Genomic DNA, 21605 nt, shown 5'->3' with positions numbered 1-21605 from the left:
ACCCCATTAGCAAGGTGAGGCTGTCGGAATGAGCGCCACGTTTGCAATTCGACAAACACTAATTTCGACTGACCCATGGCAACAATAACATCTTGGCGGCGGGTTTTGAGTGGCTGGTACCTCAGCCCAGAGCGCACGATTGTTGTTTTGTCGGTGGTCGGACTCGTCTTGAGCGCACTGATCTTTGTCGATCTACAAAGCGAATACAGGGAACGGATCGAGGCCGCCAGCTCAAAAACCCAAAGCCTGACGCTTGTGCTGGCAGAGCATGAGCGTCAAACCATGCTGCGCCTTGAGCGCATCCTAAGGCAGGCAGCCGTCAATCTTTCCGGCGCCGTCAATGCTGGCTCGGCCGACCCCGTTTTGATGCAATTGCAGTTGCGGCTATTACTACCCCTGGATGGCCTGATTAGTGAGTTGACCGTGATTGACGCCAGTGGGAAAGTTGTACTGTCAACCGCCGCGATCGCGGTCCAGGAGCGGCCTTCCGAGTCCGAGCGGGACTATTTTGTGCAACATCAGGGCTCCCCGGATCATGGCCTGGTGCTCGGTGCGGCCTTCAAACAACCAGAAACTGGCAAATGGCACACACCCGCCAGTATCCGGCGGGAGACGCCCGAAGGTGGATTTGATGGCGTCATCTTGGCCACCATTGATCCTGCATTTTTTCAAAAATTCTTTGATGCCATCGACACCGGAAAAAATGGCTTCATCACCTTGTTCAACCGCCAAGGCTGGGTGCTGGCTCGCTCACCCTTCATTGGCGGACTTTTTGAACGCAGTTGGGAAAACTCGCCCATGTTCAAAGAGCACCTGCCCGGAGCGAGTGACAAGACGGTGCGTCAAGTCATCGCAGCTGATGGCGTCGAGCGCATCTATACCTACCGTGCACTGAGAGATTTTCCGGTCATCGTCGCGGTGGGCGTTTCACTGACGGACAGTCTGGCGCCGTGGCGCAGCCGCGCAATGGCCGAGGGCATTGCCTTGTTTCTGGTGCTGTGCGCGCTGGCCGCAGCCACTTGTACCCTGCTGCGTCAACTCGGACAACGTCGTCTCACAGAACAAGCCCTTAAGCTCGTAGAAATGTCCATTCAGAAAGCCTCTGTGGCCACACTGTGGATTGGGCCAGTTGGGGAAATCCTTCGCGTGAACCCGGCGGCTTGCGAGTTGGAGGGCTATACCGAAGAACAGCTGCTGAACATGACCGTCAGCGACCTAGATCCGGGCTTTCCTGCCGAACGGTGGCCGGCACACTGGCAGGAATTGCGCAGCCTCAAGAAGATGTCGTTTGAAACAACCCATGTGGGGGCCGATGGTCACCGCTTTCCGGTTGAGGTCGACCTTCACTGGATTGGGTTCGAGGGGCAGGAATACAACTTTGCATTTATTCGTGACATCAGTGCAGCCAAGAAAACGGAGGGCTTGCTGGAAAGCGAGCGCCGTCGGATGCAAAACATCATTCATGGCGCCAATGTCGGTACCTGGGAGATCAATTACCTGACCCAGGAGAGCTGGTTTGACGAGCGTTGGGCCGCCATGATTGGCTACCCGGCCGACGAGCTCTTGCCCATGAACGGGAAAAAGTTCAGCTCAATGATTCATCCGGACGATGTGCGTCTGGTCAACAGCCAGATGCTTGCGCATGTCATGGGCAGTGCGCCTCACGTTGAATGCGAATTCCGGATGAAGCACAAGGATGCTCATTGGGTTTGGATTCTTTCCCATGGGGCTGTATCTGCCTGGACCGCCAAAGGCAAGCCCGAGTGGATTTCGGGCACCCATCTCGACATCAGCCAACGCAAAGCGTACGAACAGTCATTGAACGAGGCCCGTGACAAAGCTGAGCAGGCGACCAAGTCCAAGAGCGAGTTTCTGGCCAACATGAGCCATGAGATTCGCACGCCCATGAACGCCATTCTGGGCATGCTCAAGCTGCTGCACAACACAGAACTCTCAACCCGCCAACTGGATTACGCCAGTAAAACGGAGCGCGCGGCGCAGTCGCTCTTGGGCTTGCTCAACGATATTCTTGATTTTTCAAAGATCGATGCCGACAAGATGGCGCTCGACCCGCAGCCGTTCAAGCTGGATCGCGTGATGCGCGACCTGTCAGTCATCCTTTCAGCCAACGTGGACCACAAGCCGCTGGAGGTGCTTTTTGACATTGACCCGGCAACCCCCAAAAACCTGGTGGGAGATTGGCTAAGGTTGCAGCAGGTGCTTCTCAACCTGAGCAGCAATGCCATCAAATTCACAGACCAGGGCGAAGTCGTCATTCAGGTCAAGGTGATCGACCACTCCGCCGGCAGTGCAACCCTTCGCTTTGCCGTGCGCGACAGCGACAGCGGCATCGGCATTGCGCCAGAGCACCAGAAGCACATTTTTGATGCATTCTCTCAAGCCGAGGCATCCACCACCCGTCGCTTTGGGGGCACCGGCCTGGGTCTTTCCATTTCCAGACGCCTGGTCGAGATGATGGGTGGAGAACTGGCGTTGGACAGCGTGCAGGGCAAGGGAAGCACCTTTCACTTTGCAATCACGTTGCCCGTGAACGAGCAGCTGTCCCACGGCGAGGAAGCACCCGCACCCCAACCATTGAAGTCGCTTGACGTTCTGGTGGTCGACGACAACCTGGTGGCACGCGAGCTCTTGGCAGGCATGGCGACCTCTTTGGGTTGGCGGGTTGAAGTGGCTGCCAACGGCGCTCAGGCGCTTGCCTTGGTCGATCAGCGCGTCAAAGCCACCCTGCCGCCTTTCGAGGTGATCTTCATGGACTGGGAAATGCCGGGTATGGATGGTTGGGAGACCTATGCCGCCATGCACAAGATAGGTCCAGAAGCGCGCTCGCCCATCCGGGTCATGGTCACCTCCCATGGCCGGGAGTGGCTTGAGCAACGCACGCAGCAAGAACAGTCGAGTTTGCACAGCTTTTTGGTTAAACCCATTACTGCGTCCATGTTGTTAGATGCTGTGGCGGATGCGCGGGCAGGCCTCAGCAACCTTCGCTCTCATCCAAGAACTGAAGCCGACAAACCCAAGCGTTTGCAAGGGTTACGCTTGTTGGTCATCGAAGACAACCTGATCAACCAGCAAGTGGCAAGTGAGTTACTCAGTGCAGAAGGTGCGTTGGTACAACTGGCAGGCAATGGTCGGCTGGGCGTGGACGCGGTGGCGCAGGCCAGCCCGTCTTTTGATGCCGTTCTGATGGACATTCAGATGCCCGTGATGGATGGCTATGACGCCACCCGCGCCATTCGCCATGAGCTGGGCTTGAGCACATTGCCGGTGATTGCCATGACGGCCAATGCCATGGCCACCGATCGTGAGGCCTGTCTGGCGGCAGGGATGAATGACCATGTAGGCAAACCATTTGATTTAACGAATTTGGTCAATGTTTTGCTGAAGCACACAGGCCGCAACAAGCAGGGGCCCGCATCGTCAGAGACATCCGCAGAAGCCCTGTCACCCATTGGGGCAGAGACTACCGTTGACGCCGCGGACACCCTTCCAAAACCAGACGCAGTTGACACGGAAGGGGCTCTGGAGCGTATCGGCGGCAACAAGGCGCTGTATGCCCGAATCCTGAAGTCTTATCTGGACGACATCGCTGCGCTGCCGGACCAGCTCGATGCGCAGATGCAGGTCGGGGACCGGACCAGTGCGACCCGACTGTTGCATACGGTCAAGGGCCTGTCCGCCACCGTGGGCGCGAGTTTTTTGACCGCTGTGGCGCGAATCGCTGAACGCTCTGTGGCGAATTCTTCAAACAACTTCCCAGACAAAGCGCTGGCGGACAGGTTTCGCGCAGCCGTCAATGCAACCGGGCAGGTCATGCGCCAAGTCGCCGACGATCTGGCCCAAGGAGCGCCAGTCGACAAACAACCGGCGCAGGTGTCTGGGAGGGATCTTGGGAGTCTCCTCTCCGATCTCCAAAAACTGCGGGTCTTGCTCAAGAACTCGGACATGAGCGCCATCGAGGCTCATCAACAGTTGACCGCCGCACTGGCTGAAACGCACCGCGGCCTGTTCAAGGATCTTGATCTGGCCATGACCTCGTTTGATTTTGCAGCGGGTGCCACACAGTGTGAAACGCTGATTCAAACGCTGACGCCAGCGAAAACCTAGCCACGACTCGCAAAGCCAGCAGCACTTGCGACGTCTTGGATCGGGTGAGATCTTTCTGCACCCGGGGTTCCAGCGGCCCGACATTGATTTTCAAGAAGTCCGAGACGGTCAACCCCTGCGTTTGCGCCACTCCAGCGCGCGGGCACCGAGACTTGCGAACTCTCTCGCTGAGGCCGGGGCAGCTTGATGCCCCTTGGGCGCCAGCGGCCCGTTCCTACCGTAGCCCCGCACGATGCTTCTGTTCGCCATTCATGAGGAGTAATATAGAACGAGCAGAAGTCAATGACTCATAAGAAGTCATGGCTTTATCCTTGCTGAAGAGATAGAAGAATAGAGGTTCTATGCTCACTCCCGTTGTACTGCTACCGTGAAAGCTGCATGGCCGCCCCAGGAGATCCAACGCATTCAGGCACTTCGGTCCTATGCGGTCCTGGATACGCCGAATGAGTCGTCGTTTGACGACTTGGTGCAACTTGCGTCCTTTATTTGTGAAACCCCGATTGCACTGGTCTCTCTGATCGACGAGCAACGCCAATGGTTCAAGTCACGGGTCGGGCTGGACGTGCCAGAAACGCCGCGCGAAATGGCCTTTTGTGCGCACGCCATTTTGAAACCCGATGAGGTGTTGCAAGTGTGTGACGCGCAACTGGACCCACGCTTTGCCGACAACCCCCTGGTCACGGGGGACCCCCATATTCGGTTTTATGCCGGCATACCGTTGGTAACCTCAAGCGGCCTCGCGCTGGGTACGCTGTGTGTGATTGACCGCACGCCCCGTGAATTGAATGCGTCGCAACGCCAGGCCTTGCGGACGCTGGGACGGCAGGTTATGGCCTTGTTGGAATTGCGGCTCACGCTGGCGCAACGCGACCATGACCCCTCGCTCAACCGTAAACTGGCCCGCGCGGTCGAGCAAAGCCCTGTCTTCATTGTGATTGCAAATGTCAAAGGTGAGATTGAATACGTCAACCCCCAGTTTGCAGCGCTTACCGGCTACGAGTTGCAGGAGGTCATAGGCCGCAATCCGCGCTTTCTTCAGTCTGGCGATAAAACGCCCGACGAGTACAAGGTGCTATGGAAAACCATCACCTCTGGCAACACTTGGCGGGGCCAGTTTCGGAACCGGAAGAAAAACGGCGCCATCTTTTGGGAACAAGCCTCCATCTCACCCATTACTGATGTTTTTGGAGAGATTTCTCACTATGTCGCGGTCATGGAAGACATCACGGAACGTCGCCAAATCGAGGCCCAGTTGCGCGCCAAAAATGAGGAGCTCAAGGGGTTTACTTATACCGTGTCCCATGACCTCAAGGCCCCCCTTCGAGGCATCACCGGCTACGCGCAGGAACTATTAAGAAAACATCAAGAAGGCTTGGGCGAACGCGCCCGGTTTTGTCTGACCCAAATTGAAACTGCAGCTGGCAATCTTGATACGCTGATTGAAGACCTGCTGAAGTACTCCCGGTTGGAGTCAGACACCCCCACACCCTCTGACTTCAATCTGGACACCATGGTGCTAGTCCTGCTGAATGACCGTGAATTCACTTTGAACGAATACGGAACGGTGATTACCAACGCTGTTCCCGCACTGCGACTGCGTGGCTGGGAACGCGGTTTGCAGCAGGTCTTGAGCAACCTGATCGGTAATGCCATCAAATTCAGCCGAAATGCCATACCGCCCAAAGTCACGGTGACGGCTCTCATGGAGGCAGGGTATTGCCACATCAGCGTCTCTGACAACGGCAGTGGTTTTGACATGAAATACCACGACCGAATTTTTGGCCTGTTCAACCGCCTCGTTCGCGCTCATGAATTCGAAGGCACCGGGGCTGGCCTGGCTATTGTGAAAAAGGTGCTGGATAAAGTGGGGGGCAGTGTCCGCGCTGAATCAGCGCCAGATCAAGGGGCTGTCTTTTATGTGAGCGTTCCCTGCCAATTGGTTGAAGAGGAGCGGCCGTGATTGCCTTGTGTGTTATGAATCCAGATTCACCTCTGCGCGCCATTTTGGTGGTGGAGGACAACGACATGGATCTTGATTTTTGTCTTCAGGCTTTTGAGGAGCATGCCATCACCAACCCGGTCTACGCCTGCCGCGACGGTGACGAGGCCATGGCCTACGTGGACACCTATCGGGATCCATCAGACCCGCATTTTCCCCTACTGGTTTTGCTGGACTTGCGCTTGCCCAAGATCGATGGCATTGACGTCCTTCGACACGCCCGTGCGCGCGCCCACTGGGACACGATACCCATCATCGCGCTAACCACCTCCACCCAAGATGATGACCGTCGTACCGCCTTTGAAAATGGTGTGAGTGCCTTTGTCACAAAACCAGTCAGTTTTGACGCTTTTTCAGCCGTCATCCAGCGTGTCAAGGCCGCCTGGATGGGGGGCGCCTGCAATGACCGCTCCTCTAGGCGAGGCGACACCGTGACAGCCGTGATTCGTCTTTTGTACGCAGAGGACAACGCCCTCGATGCGGACCTGACACGCACTTCTTTTGCGCACGCCGCGCCCGATATCAGACTGGAGGTGGTTGGAAACGGCGCAACCTGTCTGACCCGACTGGCCTTGGGTACTTATGTGTCGCGTCCCGTGTGATCATGTTCCCGTCCGCAGCTGGCCCTTATTCAAAGCTCGCCAGTTGATGCGGGGCGTGATTGCGTCCTTACAAGGAGAGAAGACGTCATGAGTCAAGTCCATCCCTGCGCCCGAACCACCCCTCGCACACGCGCTGAGATAAGGACCTCGCCCGCTGGTGCCAGTGCGCTGGCCGACCGATACAACATCACGCCCGCCACCGCTCGCAAGTGGAAAGAGCGCGAAGATTCAGAGGATCGCTCCCACCGCCCGCGTACGCTGAAGACGACGCTCAGTCCAGCGCAGGAGCAACTTGTTGTCGAGCTTCGGCGCACAGTTCTACTGCCCCTGGACGACCTGCTGGCGATCACCCGCGAGTTCATCAATGCCGCTGTTTCACGCTCAGGCTTGGACCGTTGTTTGCGCCGCCATGGCGTCTCCGATCTGAAAGGCCTGCTGCCACAAGTTGAGGGGGAGCCTGCGCCACTGAAAACCTTCAAGGACTACGAGCCTGGATTCATACACATTGACAGCAAGTACCTGCCGCAGATGCCTGATGAGACGAAGAGGCGCTACCTCTTTGTGGCCATTGATCGAGCGACACGGTGGGTCTATTTCCACATTTACAACGACCAGACTGACGTCAGCAGTACCGATTTTTTGTGCCGGTTGAGAAAAGTCTCGCCCATGAGAATTCAAAAGATTCTGACTGACAACGGAAGTCAATTTACCGACCGTTTTACAGCCAAGAGCAAACAAGCCACGGGCAAGCATACGTTCGACATCAGCTGTGCCGAGATGGGTATCGTGCATCGCCTGTCGCCCCCACGCCATCCGCAAACCAATGGCATGGTGGAGCGCTTCAATGGGCGCATCAGCGACTTGGTTAAGCAAACACGTTTCTCATCAGCGGCTGAGCTGGAGACGACTCTGACGCTCTATTTAAAGACCTACAACCACCATATCCCGCAGCGGGCTTTGAAGCACCAAGAACCTATTCAAGCTTTGCAGAAATGGCGCGCAGGAAAACCTGATTTGTTTGTCAAGCGAGTTTATGAACAGGCGGGACTTGACACTTATGACGTGTTGCTGCTGGACAACCGCCTGCCTGACATGGATGGACTGGAAGTTCTCGCCCAGATGCGGACGCTCGGCCTGGGGTTGCCGGTCGTCATGGTGACAGGTGCGGGCGATGACGAAACGGTCGCAAGCGCCTTGCGAGCAGGGGCCGCAGACTACATCTCAAAAAGTGGGGACTACCTCAGTGACTTGCCGGCTCTGCTGCGTACCTTGCTCACCGGTCGTCGCAAACGCTCTCGCATTGAAGGGGCTGAGGCCCCCCGGACGCAACGCATTCTCTATATTGAACCCAATGCGATGGATGCAGAGCTGACCCTGCATCACTTCTTGGTCCACGCGCCGCAACTGGAACTTCAGGTGGTGAGCAGTTGCTCTGACGCCCTATGGCTGCTGTCCGCACCTCACCACATTGATCTGGTCCTGACGGATCTGCGTGTACCTGGCATGGATGCACTCGAGTTTGTCCATGAATTCAATCTGCGCGATATTGATCTGCCGATCGTCGTGATCACGGGGCGCGGTGACGAGGCCACCGCCGTGGCCTTGCTGCGGTTGGGCGCGAGTGATTATCTGGTTAAGCGCAACGACTATCTGGTTCAGCTGCCGCACGCGATCGACCATGCGCTCATGCGCTACCGGCTCGAAAAGACTTCGCAGCGCTTATACGCCGAACTCGAGGAATTGAACAACACATTGGAAGTTCAGGTCGTCGAACGCACCGCGCAACTGCAGCTGGCGCAGGCCCAACTCAAGGCCACCTTTGATGCCATTCCCGACCTCATCTGGCAAAAGAACCTGCAAGGCAACTACCTGGCCAGCAATCCATCGATGGCCCGTCTCACTGGACTGACCCAGTCCGACCTGCTCGGGCGCATGGATGACTGTGTGTTTGACGCCAAAGTGGCCCAGGCGCTTCGCGAACACGACCGGGAGGTGGTTCAGGAGAAGCGCCCGGTGACCCGAGAGCATTGGCTGACCAGTGCCGAAACGGGGCAACGCATCCTCTTTGAGGTGGTCAACACGCCGGTGTTTGACCCGCAATACCAACTGACCGGCGTGCTGGCCGTGGCGCGCGACATCACGGAGCGCAAGGCCGCGCAGGAAAAAATCCGCCGCATGTCGCAACTCTACGCGGCGTTAAGCCAGTGCAACCAGGCCATTGTGCGCTGCGCCTCCTCAGACGAATTGTTCCATCAGGTGTGCCTGGATTCCGTGCGCTTTGGTGGCTTGAAAATGGCCTGGATCGGCCTGGCGGACGTACCCAACTCCCGTGTCAACGTGGGCGCCGGCTTTGGCGAGGGATCCGAAGGCTATTTGCAGGACGTCGCCGTGTCCCTGGACCCAACCAGCCCCCGAAGCGGCGGGCCGGTAGGCACCGCCGTTTTGACCGGCGAGCCGGTTTGGTGCCAAGACTTTATCAATGACCCCCGAATGGCCCCCTGGCGAGAGAGCGGCCTGCAGTTTGGCTGGCGCTCATGCGCCGCTCTGCCGCTGTTTCTCTCGGGCGAAACCGTGGGTTCGTTCAATTTGTACGCTGATGAAGCACATGCGTTTGACGACGCGACAAAACGCTTGCTGATCGAGATGGCGGACGACATCAGCTTTGCACTGAACAACTTTGATCGGGACGCGGCGCGCGCGCCGAAGATGCCTTGCGCCTGACGCGGATTAGTGTCGAGGCCGCCTCAGAGGCCTTGTTTTGGGTGACACCCGATGCGCGTATCGTTGACGTGAACCAGGCCGCTTGCCGATCACTTGGCTACGAGCGTCATGAACTACTCACGATGGAGATGTCCGCCGTGACGGTCGCTGGCGATTTGGCAGACTGGCGAGCCCATTTTGACGATGTTCGCCGCATCGGCTCGCTGACCTATGAAACCCACTACCAGACACGAGTTGGTCGCACCTTCCCCGTAGAGGTGGTCGCCAACTACGTCCAGTTTGGTGCCGACGAGCGAATTTGCGCCTTTGTTCGTGACATTTCAGAGCACAAAGCGCGAGAGGCCCGTATTCAACAGTTGGCGCACTTCGATTCGCTGACAGGATTGCCCAACCGGGTCTTGCTCAATGACCGAATCACTCATGCTCTGAGTACGGCCCAGCGTAGCCAAACGCCACTGGCCGTGCTGTTGCTGGACCTGGACCTGGATCATTTCAAGAATGTCAACGACACACTGGAACACCGCATAGGGGATCTGCTGTTGGTTGAGCTGGCAGGGCGCCTGAGTTTGGCAGTGCGGGAGGAGGACACGGTATCCCGCCTCGGCGGAGACGAGTTTCTGCTGCTGCTGCCCGGCAACAACGCTGCCGCAGCCGCGCACGTTGCGGAGAAGTTGATGGGCTTGCTGTCACGCCCCTGCCAGTTGGAGCAACACGAGTTAATCGTGACGCGCTCTATTGGCATCGCGATGTACCCCGGTGACGGCATGGATTTCGACACCTTGTCCAAGTGCGCCGATGTAGCCATGTACCGAGCCAAACAGGAAGGCCGCAATAATTTTCGGTTTTTCACGCCCGAGATGCAGGCCCTATCTGCCCGCACCTTGTTGCTGGAGAACGCCCTGCGCTTCGCGCTCCCCCGAGATCAGCTCAGTCTGAAATACCAGCCCCAACAATCGTTGGCTTCGGGCGCCATCGTCGGGGTCGAAGCGCTTTTGCGCTGGCGGCACCCGGAGATCGGTTCGGTGACGCCAATGGAATTCATTCCGGTGGCGGAAAGCAGCGGGCAGATCATCGAGATAGGGGAGTGGGTGTTGCGTGAAGCCATAGCGCAGCTCAGGCGCTGGATCGATGACGGCGTACCCCCCATCACCATGTCGGTGAATCTTTCAGCGGTGCAATTCCGTCACCCAAAATTCCCGGAACTGGTCACCCAATTGCTGGAGGAAGCCAATGTACCGCCCCACTTGCTGGAGCTGAAACTGACCGAGGGGGTGGCGATGGAAAACGCCATGGCCGCGATTGGGGTCATGGACGAGTTGCATGCGCATGGCGTTTCCTTGGCCATTGACGATTTCGGCACGGGGTATTCCTCATTGGCGTACCTAAAACGCTTCAAGGTCAGCAGGTTGAAAATTGACCAGTCCTTTGTGCGCGACATTGCACTGGACGATGATGACCGCGCTATCGTCGTCGCGGTCATCACCATGGCGCAAAGCCTGGGCATTGAGACCATTGCCGAAGGTGTGGAAACACAGGAGCAATATGACTTCCTTCGCAGCAAGGGGTGCGGGTATATTCAAGGTCAATTGCTCAGCCAACCCCTGCTGGCAGCCGAGGCTCGCACCCTCTTCGGAGCCGATATGGCGCAGTGAATTTGGGGCTGGGCAGCCTTGTCCGTCGCGGAAGTTTGCTGCTATATTCATCTGCTCGGGGTTTCAGCGCCCCGGTATCGGTTTTGCAAGAAACCCAAGACGGTGTCCCGTCCAACAGCTGCAACTTTCGATGGACTCATCATGGACACCACAAAACCGCCTGTTTTCTCCTGCTCGCCTGCCGAGTTGTCAGCACAACTCTGCTCCAACGACGCGCCCTTGCTAATTGACGTGCGTAAAAACGAGGCTTACCAGGCCTCGCCTCACTCGCTGCCTGGCGCTTTGCGGCGAGGGCCCTTTGAGGTTGAGGCGTGGGCTGCCACCCTGCCACCCGCCACCCAGGTGGTGGTCGCCTGCGTCCATGGTCACGAGGTGAGCCAGACCACCATGACGGCGCTGCGCAGCCGGGGCATCAACGCCATTTTTCTGCAAGGCGGCGTGGAAGCCTGGCGCGAGCAGGGCTACCCCACAACGGCCAAAGTAGCAGGCAGCGCCACCCGCTGGATTACGCGGGCCCGCCCCAAGATTGACCGCATTGCCTGCCCCTGGCTGATTCGCCGTTTTGTGGACACCCAAGCCCAGTTTCTCTATGTGCCCACTGAGCAGGTCGCTGCCGTGGCCCAACGCGAAGGCGCGGTGGTGTACGACGTCGCGCCAAGTGTGGCTGCGACCGAGTTTTCTCACGACGGTGACCTCTGCAGTTTTGATGCCTTCATCAAACACTACCGGCTGGGCAGCGATGCGGCGCTGGCGCGGCTGGCCTTGATCGTGCGGGGTGCGGACACGGACCGGCCGGATTTGGCGCCGCAGTGCGCCGGGTTGGTCGCGTTGTCGGTGGGCATGTCCCACATCCAAGCCGATGACCACATCATGCTGGAAACCATGATGCGGGCTTATGACGCGCTGTACGCATGGTGTACCCAAGCTGTGGCCGGGCAAGACGAAAAACACAACTGGAAACCGCTATGAGCGCTAACCTCAACACCGGGCCCGTCCCGGCACCCACGTTGACGCCCCCTGAGGCCGTGGCTGCCGTGCCTTTTTGGGAGGCGCTCAAATTCTGGCTGAAGCTGGGGTTCATCAGCTTTGGTGGCCCGGCTGGGCAAATTGCCATCATGCACCGCGAGTTGGTGGAGGAAAAACGCTGGATTTCCGAGCGTCGCTTTCTGCACGCGTTGAATTACTGCATGGTGCTGCCAGGCCCCGAGGCGCAGCAACTGGCCACTTGCATTGGCTGGCTCATGCACCGCACCTGGGGCGGCGTGGTGGCGGGCGCATTGTTTGTGCTGCCGTCCCTGTTCATCCTGACGGGGCTGAGCTGGATCTACGTGGTGTTTGGCAGTGTGCCGTGGGTAGCCGGTTTGCTGTACGGCATCAAACCGGCAGTGGCAGCCATTGTGTTGCAAGCGGTCCACCGCATAGGTTCTAAAACATTGAAGAAACCGGCCACAGCGCCCGTTCTATGGGCGGTAGCTACTCTGAGTTTCATAGCAGTGGCGCTGCTGAACATTCCCTTTCCCTGGGTGGTGCTGGGGGCTGCGCTTACCGGCTGGCTGGGCCAGCGCTGGGCGCCGGCGCAGTTTGCCGCCGGCGGCGGCCATGGTGCCAAGGGGGCCGCGCCAGCGGTGCGCGTCGCCTCGCTGATTGACGACGACACCCCCACGCCAGCGCACGCCCAGTTTCGCAAGGGCCGCCTGGCCGCCGTGGTGCTGGTGGGGGCCTTGCTGTGGCTGCTGCCGATGGCCGCGCTGGTGGGCTGGCAAGGCGCGCAAAGCACGCTGACGCAGATGGGTCTGTTCTTCACCAAGGCGGCGCTGCTGACTTTTGGCGGTGCTTACGCGGTGCTCCCTTATGTCTACCAAGGGGGCGTTGAGCACTTTGGCTGGCTCACCGGGCCGCAGATGATGGACGGTTTGGCGCTGGGGGAAACCACGCCGGGGCCGTTGATCATGGTGGTGGCCTACGTCGGTTTTTTGGGCGGATGGGTCAAGCAGGTGCTGGGGCCAGACAGCTTGTTTCTGGGCGCCGCGCTGGCAGCGACGGTGGTGACCTGGTTCACGTTTTTGCCGTCTTTTCTGTTCATTCTGGCGGGCGGGCCGCTGGTGGAGTCGACCCACGGCAAGCTCAAGTTCACAGCGCCGCTCACCGCCATCACCGCCGCCGTAGTCGGAGTCATTGCCAGTCTTGCTCTGTTTTTTATAGTGCATATCGCTCACCAACCGGGGGCTAGCGGCCTGTTTGGCCTACCCATCGACTTCGCTGCCCTGGCGCTGGTGGCTTTGGCTGCGTTGGCCTTGCTGCGCTTTAAGTGGGGGGTGATCCCCGTGATCGCCGCTTGCGCGCTGACCGGGCTGGGTTTGCGGCTGATGGGTTTGGCCTGAGCACCCAACTCCAGGGCTATGCGACACTGTTTTCCTCTTCAAATCCGGTGAATCGCCCATGCCCCGTTTTGCTGCCAACCTGTCCATGCTGTACCCGGAACTGCCCTTCATGGCGCGTTTTGAGGCGGCGAAAAACGACGGATTTGAGGCTGTAGAGTACCTGTTTCCCTATGCCTTCCCTGCCCATGAACTTGCGGCGGCCCTGAAGGCGAACGCGCTACAGCAGGTCTTGTTCAACGCCCCGCCCGGTGGCGCCGACCCAGTAACCTGTGCCCAGGCCTGGGACGCAGGCGAGCGCGGCCTGGCTTGCCTGCCCGGGCGTGAGGCGGACTTCCAGTTCGGTGTGCAATTGGCGCTGGACTATGCCCAGGCGCTGCACTGCCCGCGCATTCATGTGATGGCGGGTCTCGCGTCCATCGACACTGACCCGGCGCAGCTTCGCACCACTTATGTGAACAATTTGCGCTGGGCCGCCCGTCTCGCGGCCCAGCAGGGTGTGGAGGTGTTGATCGAGCCCATCAACCCACGTGACATGCCACGCTACTTTCTGAACCGGCAAGACCATGCCCATGAGATCGTGCAGGAGGTGGGCGCGCCCAACCTCAAGGTGCAAATGGACCTCTACCACTGCCAGGTTGTGGAAGGGGACCTGAGTCGCAAACTGCGCCAATACCTGCCCACCGGGCGAGTGACGCATATCCAGGTCGCGGGCGTGCCTGAGCGGCACGAACCCGACCAAGGGGAGGTGAACTACCCCTATCTCTTCGCGCTGCTGGACGAATTGGGCTACACCGGCTGGGTCGGCTGTGAGTACCGGCCCCGGCTGGGCGCAGTGACCGGCGGTACCACGCAAGGCCTGGGCTGGCGCCCACACCGGGAATAGCCTGTCATTTTGGAGCACTAAGCACCTCGAGTTCCGGCTAGACTGATGCGTCGTTGCAACCGGTGGATCAACGCCACCACCCGGTAAGGCCCTGCACCAAGACGGCATTCCGGGTTTTAAATAATTACGAATTGGACGCCCTGATGAATACACCAACTTCTCGAACCCAATCCGTCGCAGGCCGGCTGGCCTTGCTGTCCCTGGTGGGTCTGGCCCTGGTCTTGCTGACCGTCAGCGTGGCCATTGGTGTGATCGAACACCGCAGCACCCATGCGTTAATGGTGCGCTCGGTGGCAGACCGCTTGCAAAGTGTGGTGACCGTCGCAGAGGCGGCTGACAAGACCGGCCGGGAACTGGTTCTGCAGTCCTACAACAACAACTTTCGCCATGACTTTGACCCCACCCCGATGTGGAACAAAACCACCTCTGAGCTGCTCAGTTTTGGACTAGTGATCAACAACGATTTCAGCACCGTGGACCGGTTTTCCAAGGACACGGGCGGTGTGGCCACGGTATTCGCACGGGAAGGCGACGACTTCAAGCGCATCACCACCTCACTCAAGAAGCAGGACGGAGAGCGCGCCATGGGCACTTTGCTGGACCGCGCGCACCCAGCCTATGCCCGCATGCTGGCCGGACAGCCCTACACCGGGCCCGCCCTGTTGTTTGGCAAGTCCTATATGACCCATTACGACCCCATCAAGGATAGCGCAGGCGCTATTGTGGGCATTTTCTTTGTAGGTACCGACACCACTTTGCAAGTCGCCTCACTGGAGAAGCAGATTGCCGAGACCCAGTTTTTCGAGACGGGAGGTGTTTACTACATGAACGCACCAAGCGGGCCAGACTCCGCGGTGTTCAAAGTTCACCCGGCAGCACAAGGAAAAAAGGTCCTAGAGACCTACCCGGACGCTCAAGCTTTTCTCACCGCCATCTCCAGCTCAGCGGACAGTTATGTGCGCGACGCCCTGCCCCTTTTGAACACGAAAAAAGTAGACACCTGGGCGGTCATGCGCAAAACCAGTTCTGGCAGCGGGTGGTTTGTCGCCGAGGTACCGGAGGCCGAATCCATGGCGCAGTACTGGGCCAATATGCGCATCATCTGGGCCTTGATGGCTGGCACGGCAGTGCTGCTGGGCGTGGGCCTGTTTTTGCTTGTCCGACGTAGCGTGAGCCGCCCCTTGGGCGAGTTGACGGCGGCGGTCACAGCCGTTGCGCACGGTGATCTGACGCAGTCGTTTCATACCACGCGCCAGGATGAGATTGGCACTCTGGTGAACGAAGTCGAAGGCATGCGCCAACGCTATCTGAGCATCCTAGGTCAGGTGCGCGAAGCCGTTGAGAGTGTCGGTACAGCCAGCGCCGAGATCGCCAGCGGCAATCAGGACTTGAGCGTGCGAACCGAACAAACCGCCAGCAACTTGCAGCGCACGGCCGCGAGCATGGATCAGCTGACCGGCACCGTGAAGCAGTCGGCCGATGCGGCCCGCCAGGCCAACCAATTGGCCAATACTGCCGCCACGGTAGCGGCCCGGGGTGGTTCTGCCGTGGGAGAAGTGGTCAGCACCATGAACGACATCAACCAAAGCTCGCGCAAGATCGCGGACATTGTGGGCGTTATTGACAGCATTGCCTTTCAAACCAACATCCTCGCGCTGAACGCCGCAGTAGAGGCTGCCCGGGCGGGTGAGCAGGGACGCGGCTTTGCCGTGGTGGCCAGTGAGGTGAGAAGCTTGGCGCAGCGCAGCGCCGAAGCCGCCCGAGAGATCAAGACCTTGATCGGCGCCTCGGTGGAGAAGGTCGAATCGGGCTCGCGTCAGGTTCAAACTGCCGGTCAGACCATGGACGAAATCGTCGGATCGGTGCAGCGGGTGAGCGACATCATTGGAGAAATCACGGCGGCATCGCTCGAGCAATCCGAGGGCATTGACGCGGTCAACGGCGCCATCGGGCAGCTTGACCAGATGACCCAGCAAAATGCAGCGCTTGTGGAGCAATCTGCCGCCGCCGCCGAGAGCCTGCGCGACCAGGCCAACCGCTTGACGGAGGCCGTGGCGGTGTTCAAACTGGCAGGTCCGTCGACCCCTCGTCTTTCCAACCAAAGCAACCGCCAACCCGCGACCCAAACCGTGGGCCACACCCAAGCCAAGAGATTGTCATGAACGCACCCATCCCCGCCTCCCTGTTCAACGCAGCGCAAGCACAAGCCGAGATCAATCAGGCCTGGGACGACGACATTGTTCACCGCATCAAGGACTACATCCAGATTCCGGCCAAGTCACCCATGTTCGACCCCAACTGGGCGGCCAACGGTTTCATTGACACCGCGCTGTGGGACGCAGCCACCTGGGTTCAGTCACAAAAGGTAGAGGGACTGACGCTGGAGGTCATCCGTTTGGAGGGTCGCACCCCGGTGCTGTTCTTCGAAGTGCCAGCCTCCGCCGGCCAAGAGTCAGGGGTCGAAAAAGCGCCCTTCAGCCAGACGGTGTTGATGTACGGTCATTTGGACAAACAACCCGAATTCAACGGTTGGCGCAAAGACCTAGGGCCCTGGACCCCAAGTTATGAGGACGGCAAACTTTACGGCCGGGGCGGCGCCGATGATGGCTATGCGGTGTACGCCAGCCTGGCGGCCATTCAAGCCCTTAAAGCGCAAAAAGTCGCGCACCCGCGCATCGTCGGCTTGATTGAGACTTGTGAAGAAAGCGGCTCCTACGACCTGCTGCCCTATGTGGACGCCTTGCGGGCCCGCATGGGCGATGTGGGCCTGGTCATTTGCCTGGACTCGGGCGCCGGCAACTACGACCAACTGTGGCTGACCAGCAGCCTGCGTGGCATGGCCAGCGGTGTCTTGAAGGTGGAAATTCTGACCGAGGGTGTGCACTCTGGTGATGCCAGCGGGCTGGTGCCGTCGAGCTTTCGCGTCATGCGCCAAGTGCTGGACCGCCTGGAAGACAGCGCCACCGGGCGCCTGCTGCCCGCGTCGTTTCACTGCGAGGTGCCCGCCGAGCGGCTGGAGCAGGCCCGCGCCACGGCGGCGATTTTGGGCGAAGAGGTATACAAACGCTTTCCATGGGCGCACTACGACTGCGGCGGCTCCACCCAGTTCTCCCTGCCCACCACCACTGACCCGCTGCAAGCGCTGCTCAACCGCACCTGGCAACCCACACTAAGCGTCACCGGTGCAGAAGGTTTTCCCAGCCTTCAGGACGCCGGCAATGTGTTGCGGCCCTACACCGCGTTCAAGCTCAGCCTGCGGTTGCCCCCGTTAGTTGAGGCGGTAACCGCAGTGGCCCAACTTAAAACCCTTCTGGAAGACAACGCCCCTTACCAAGCCAGGGTAACGTTTGAAAACGCCGCCAGCGCAACTGGCTGGAATGCGCCCGCCACCGCGCCCTGGTTTGCGGACGCGCTCAACGCCGCCTCACGTACCTACTTTGGCGCCTCCTGCGGCCACATTGGCCAGGGTGGCACGATTCCCTTGATGAACATGCTGTCCAAGGGCTTTCCCAAAGCCCAAATGATGGTGTGCGGCGTACTGGGCCCCAAGAGCAATGCTCACGGCCCCAACGAGTTTCTGCATGTGCCCTATGCCAAGAAACTCACTGCAGCCGTCGCTCAAGTGATCGCCCAAGTGCCCTGAGTCCACGAATCCTTCAACCTTCACCGAGATTGACCATGCCCCCTCACCCCGTCGCAAACCCGGAAAGCACGCTGTCGCCCTTTGTGGCCCGTGACGGAGAAAACATTGCGGTCCAGGACTGGCCGCTGGCAGCAGACGTCCCCAACCGGGGAACGGTCTTGATCGTGCATGGACTTGGAGAGCATGCCGGCCGCTACGACGCCGTGGCACGCGGCTTGAACGACTCGGGCTTTGTGGTGCGAGGATACGACCAGTATGGCCATGGCCGCTCAGGTGGGCCGCGCGGGGCGTTGACCAGCGCCACCCGACTGCTTGACGACCTGGCTGACCTGGTGGACGACACCCGGGGCCACATGCCTGCCTCTGCCCCGTTAATCTTGCTCGGACACAGCATGGGCGGGCTGGTGGCGGCCCAATTTGTAGCCCATCAGATTCGCCCCGTGAATGCGCTGATACTGTCCTCGCCCGCGCTGGACGCCGGACTCAATATGGTGCAAAAGGCCTTGCTGGCGGTACTGCCCAAAATTGCCCCCGATCTGCGCATCGGCAACGGGCTCACCCACAGTTTCATTTCCCATGACCCCGCGGTGGTTGCAGCCTACAAGGCGGACAAGCTGGTGCACGACCGCATTTCGGCACGGCTGGCACTGTTCATTGCAGAAGGTGGACCCGCCGTCGTAGCCCAAGCCTCAAAGTGGAAGACACCCACGCTGCTTCTCTATGCGGGCGAAGATCGGCTGGTCAACCCAGCGGGCAGTCGCTCCTTTGCGGCAGCCGCCCCGCAAAATGTGGTGACGACCCAATGCTTTGACGCGCTGTACCACGAGATTTTCAACGAACTCAAGTCGGGCCCGGTTTTCGTGGCCCTGAAACGCTGGCTGGACGCGCGGTTTTAATCGGCGCCCACCCCACCCCGGTGGCTCAGAGTTTTTCAGTCTCGCCGTTGCGGGGCTGCCACTTCATCAGGTGTTTTTCAATGCGGCCCACCAGCGCGTCCAGCGCCAGAGCAAAAGCCGTCAACACCAGAATGCCCGCCATGACGGTGTTGATGTCAAAACTGCCTTCGGCCTGCAAGATCAGGTAGCCCACGCCTTGGCTGGACCCCAGATATTCCCCCACCACCGCGCCCACAAAGGCCAAACCGACCGAGGTGTGTAGTGAGCTGAACACCCAACTGGTGGCACTCGGCAAGTAGACGTGGCGCAACAGTTGACGCTGGCTGGCACCCAGCATGCGGGCATTGGCCAACACCACCGGGCTGACTTCCTTGACGCCTTGGTAGACGTTGAAAAAGACAATGAAAAACACCAGCGTGACCCCCAAGGCCACTTTGGAGCCCATGCCCAGACCGAACCAGACAGAAAATATAGGCGCCAAAATAATGCGCGGCATGGCATTCATGGCCTTGATGTAAGGCTCCAGAATGGCCGACGCCATGGGTGCCAGTGCCAACCAAAGACCGCCTCCCAGACCCAGCCCCGAGCCAATGGCAAAGGCCATCAGGGTCTCGGCCAGCGTCACACCCAAGTGCTGGTAAATGTCGGCATCGACCACAAACCAGTCCCAGATTCGCACCATCATCTTGAGCGGTTCGCCAAAGAAGAAGGCCGCCTGGCGGTCGTTCTCGAACATGAAAGGCGGAATCAGGCCCGGCACCGTCATCACATGCCAGAACACAAAAAGCAATATCAACAAGCTGAGCTGCCAAAGCCACAGCGTGCTGCGGCGAGGTTTGATCAAGTTCCACATAGGGGTCAGGCCACCTGAAGTTGTTGTTGATAGCCCTTGAGCACTTCACCGCGCAAGACGTCCCAAATGGCCGAGTGCAGCGCCATGAAACGAGGCGTCATCTTGACCTCCGCCACATCGCGCGGACGGGGGAGGTCGATGGCGAATTCGCCCATGGGGTGGCTGCCAGGACCCGCGCTGAGCACCACGACGCGGTCGCTCATGGCAATGGCTTCGTCCAGATCGTGGGTGATGAAGAGCACCGCCTTTTTCTTGGCCGCCCACAGTGCCAGCAACTCGTTTTCCATGAGTTGGCGGGTCTGGATGTCCAGCGCCGAAAACGGCTCATCCATCAAAATAATGTCAGGGTCCAGCACCAGCGTTTGGGCCAAGCTGACCCGTTTGCGCATGCCGCCCGACATCTGGTGCGGGTAGCGGTCGCCAAACCCGCCCAGGCCCACCCGGCGCAGCCAGTCCTGCGCCTCGCTGGTGGCCTGCTCGACGGGCATGCCGCGAAAGGACAAACCGGCCATCACATTGGCCAACGCCGTGCGCCAGGGCATCAGACTTTCCGCTTGGAACATGTAGCCGGCCCGGGCGTTGATACCCACCAAGGGTTGGCCAAACACCTGCACCGACCCCGTGCTGGGCGCCAACAAACCGGCCGCCACATTCAACAAGGTGCTCTTGCCACACCCAGTGGGGCCAACCACGCTGACAAACTCGCCAACACCCACGGTCAGGTCCACGTTTTGAACTGCCGTGTAGCGTTGACCCGGGTTGTTTTTGTCAATGAAGATGCAAGCGACGTCTTTCAGCTCAAGCGCAGCGCTCATGTCAGCCTTTAGGGTACTTTGCGTTGGCTATTTTCGCGAAGGCGTTGGTGTAGACCAACGACAGATCCAGTTTGGCCGCGCCCAGTTTGTCGTCCACACTGGCCAAGGCGTTGAAGGCGGTCTGAGCCCCCTTTTCGGGAATCAGCCCATCGGGCGAAAGCGCGCCCTTGGTTGCCAAAAAGGCGTCGATGTACACCGCCCGGTCGCCCAGCAAGTAACTCTCGGGAACGGCCTTGATGATCTCGGCCGCACCGGCTGCCTGAATCCACTTGTTGGCGCGCACGATGGCATTGGCCAACGCTTGGGTGGTGTTGGGATTCTTGTCGATGAAAGTTTGAGGCGCGTACAAGCAACCGGCGGGCATGGGGCCACCAAAAATCTTCTCGGACTGCGCCAGGATGCGGGTGTCAGACACGATCTTGAGATCGCCCGAGCGCTGCAACAGGGTGATCACCGGGTCCAGATTGCTGATGGCATCAATCTGGCCTGAACGCATGGCGGCCACGGCACCGTTGCCTGCGCCCACCCCCACAATGCTGACATCCGAGGGCTTCAGGCCCGCCTTGGCCAGCACAAAGTTGACCATGACATTGGTCGAGCTGCCCGGCGCGGTTACGCCAATTTTTTTGCCTTTGAGGTCTGCAATGGTTTTGAAGTTGGCCATGGTCTTGGGGTTAACGCCGAATACGATCTGCGGCGCCATGCCCTGCAGGACAAAAGCGCGCAGGTACTGCCCTTTGAACTGCATGTTGATCGTGTGCTCAAACGCACCCGACACGACATCGGCGCTGCCACCGACAACCGCCTGAAGCGCCTTGGAGCCACCGGCAAAGTCCACCACCGTGACGTCCAAGCCTTCTGCCTTGAAATAACCCAGTTGTTCGGCCACAGTCAATGGCAGGTAGTACAGCAAGTTTTTGCCACCGACCGCCAAGGTCACTTGTGTCTTTTCAAGTGATTGAGCGTGGGTCCAGAGGGGCAGAGCAGCGGCGGCCACGCCGCTGGCCAAGAGTTGTCGTCTTTGCATGGGTTTGT

The 21605-nt window shown here is 59.3% G+C and carries 14 protein-coding genes and 1 pseudogene; 12 read left to right on the top strand and 3 right to left on the bottom strand.

Annotated features, from left to right (window positions below):
- Window positions 1-75: 75 nt before the first annotated feature.
- From J8G15_RS15390 to J8G15_RS15340, 12 genes and pseudogenes are all read left to right on the top strand, one after another.
- Entirely contained in the window at window positions 76-4125 is a 4050-nt protein-coding gene (locus tag J8G15_RS15390) for a response regulator (protein ID WP_210543166.1), read from the top strand.
- Between the two features lie 367 nt (window positions 4126-4492).
- Window positions 4493-6085 (top strand): PAS domain S-box protein, encoded by a 1593-nt coding sequence (locus J8G15_RS15385; RefSeq protein WP_210543165.1) that lies wholly within the window; start codon window positions 4493-4495, stop codon window positions 6083-6085.
- Window positions 6086-6099: 14 nt separating this feature from the next.
- Window positions 6100-6726 (top strand): response regulator, encoded by a 627-nt coding sequence (locus J8G15_RS15380; protein WP_210543164.1) that lies wholly within the window; start codon window positions 6100-6102, stop codon window positions 6724-6726.
- Window positions 6727-6813: 87 nt separating this feature from the next.
- Window positions 6814-7779, top strand: a pseudogene (locus tag J8G15_RS21645) (IS481 family transposase); the annotation flags it as partial.
- A 9-nt stretch (window positions 7780-7788) separates the two neighbouring features.
- Window positions 7789-9447, top strand: coding sequence for a response regulator (locus J8G15_RS21640; RefSeq protein WP_240538572.1), 1659 nt, complete (start codon window positions 7789-7791; stop codon window positions 9445-9447).
- Window positions 9438-11099: a bifunctional diguanylate cyclase/phosphodiesterase gene (locus J8G15_RS15370; RefSeq protein ID WP_210543162.1), complete on the top strand. Its 1662-nt coding sequence runs from the start codon at window positions 9438-9440 to the stop codon at window positions 11097-11099. Before J8G15_RS21640 ends, J8G15_RS15370 begins: the two co-directional genes overlap by 10 nt.
- Window positions 11100-11240: 141 nt before the next feature.
- On the top strand, window positions 11241-12068 hold the full coding sequence (locus J8G15_RS15365; RefSeq protein WP_210543161.1) for a chromate resistance protein ChrB domain-containing protein: 828 nt from the start codon (window positions 11241-11243) through the stop codon (window positions 12066-12068).
- Window positions 12065-13480 carry a chromate efflux transporter gene (gene chrA / locus J8G15_RS15360; protein WP_210543160.1) on the top strand — a complete coding sequence of 472 codons (1416 nt, stop codon included), beginning with the start codon at window positions 12065-12067 and terminating at the stop codon, window positions 13478-13480. Before J8G15_RS15365 ends, chrA begins: the two co-directional genes overlap by 4 nt.
- 58 nt (window positions 13481-13538) lie before the next feature.
- On the top strand, window positions 13539-14363 hold the full coding sequence (otnI, locus tag J8G15_RS15355) for a 2-oxo-tetronate isomerase (RefSeq protein ID WP_210543158.1): 825 nt from the start codon (window positions 13539-13541) through the stop codon (window positions 14361-14363).
- A 143-nt stretch (window positions 14364-14506) separates the two neighbouring features.
- Window positions 14507-16525, top strand: a complete 2019-nt coding sequence (locus J8G15_RS15350; protein WP_210543156.1) for a methyl-accepting chemotaxis protein — start codon at window positions 14507-14509, stop codon at window positions 16523-16525.
- Window positions 16522-18006 carry a M20 family metallopeptidase gene (locus tag J8G15_RS15345; RefSeq protein WP_210543154.1) on the top strand — a complete coding sequence of 495 codons (1485 nt, stop codon included), beginning with the start codon at window positions 16522-16524 and terminating at the stop codon, window positions 18004-18006. Before J8G15_RS15350 ends, J8G15_RS15345 begins: the two co-directional genes overlap by 4 nt.
- A 35-nt stretch (window positions 18007-18041) precedes the next feature.
- Window positions 18042-18902, top strand: coding sequence for an alpha/beta hydrolase (locus J8G15_RS15340; RefSeq protein ID WP_210543152.1), 861 nt, complete (start codon window positions 18042-18044; stop codon window positions 18900-18902).
- Window positions 18903-18927: 25 nt separating this feature from the next.
- Here the strand turns inward: J8G15_RS15340 and J8G15_RS15335 are convergent, their stop codons facing one another.
- The 3 genes from J8G15_RS15335 to J8G15_RS15325 are packed head-to-tail and all read right to left on the bottom strand — an operon-like array spanning window position 18928 to window position 21597.
- Window positions 18928-19755, bottom strand: a complete 828-nt coding sequence (locus tag J8G15_RS15335; protein ID WP_210543150.1) for an ABC transporter permease — start codon at window positions 19753-19755, stop codon at window positions 18928-18930.
- Window positions 19756-19760: 5 nt separating this feature from the next.
- Window positions 19761-20570 (bottom strand): ABC transporter ATP-binding protein, encoded by an 810-nt coding sequence (locus tag J8G15_RS15330; protein WP_210543148.1) that lies wholly within the window; start codon window positions 20568-20570, stop codon window positions 19761-19763.
- A 1-nt stretch (window position 20571) separates the two neighbouring features.
- Entirely contained in the window at window positions 20572-21597 is a 1026-nt protein-coding gene (locus J8G15_RS15325; RefSeq protein ID WP_210543146.1) for an ABC transporter substrate-binding protein, read from the bottom strand.
- Window positions 21598-21605 lie beyond the last annotated feature (8 nt).

Source organism: Rhodoferax sp. PAMC 29310 (genome assembly GCF_017948265.1).
GTDB lineage: Bacteria > Pseudomonadota > Gammaproteobacteria > Burkholderiales > Burkholderiaceae_C > Rhodoferax.
This window is presented reverse-complemented; position numbering and strand designations above follow the sequence as displayed.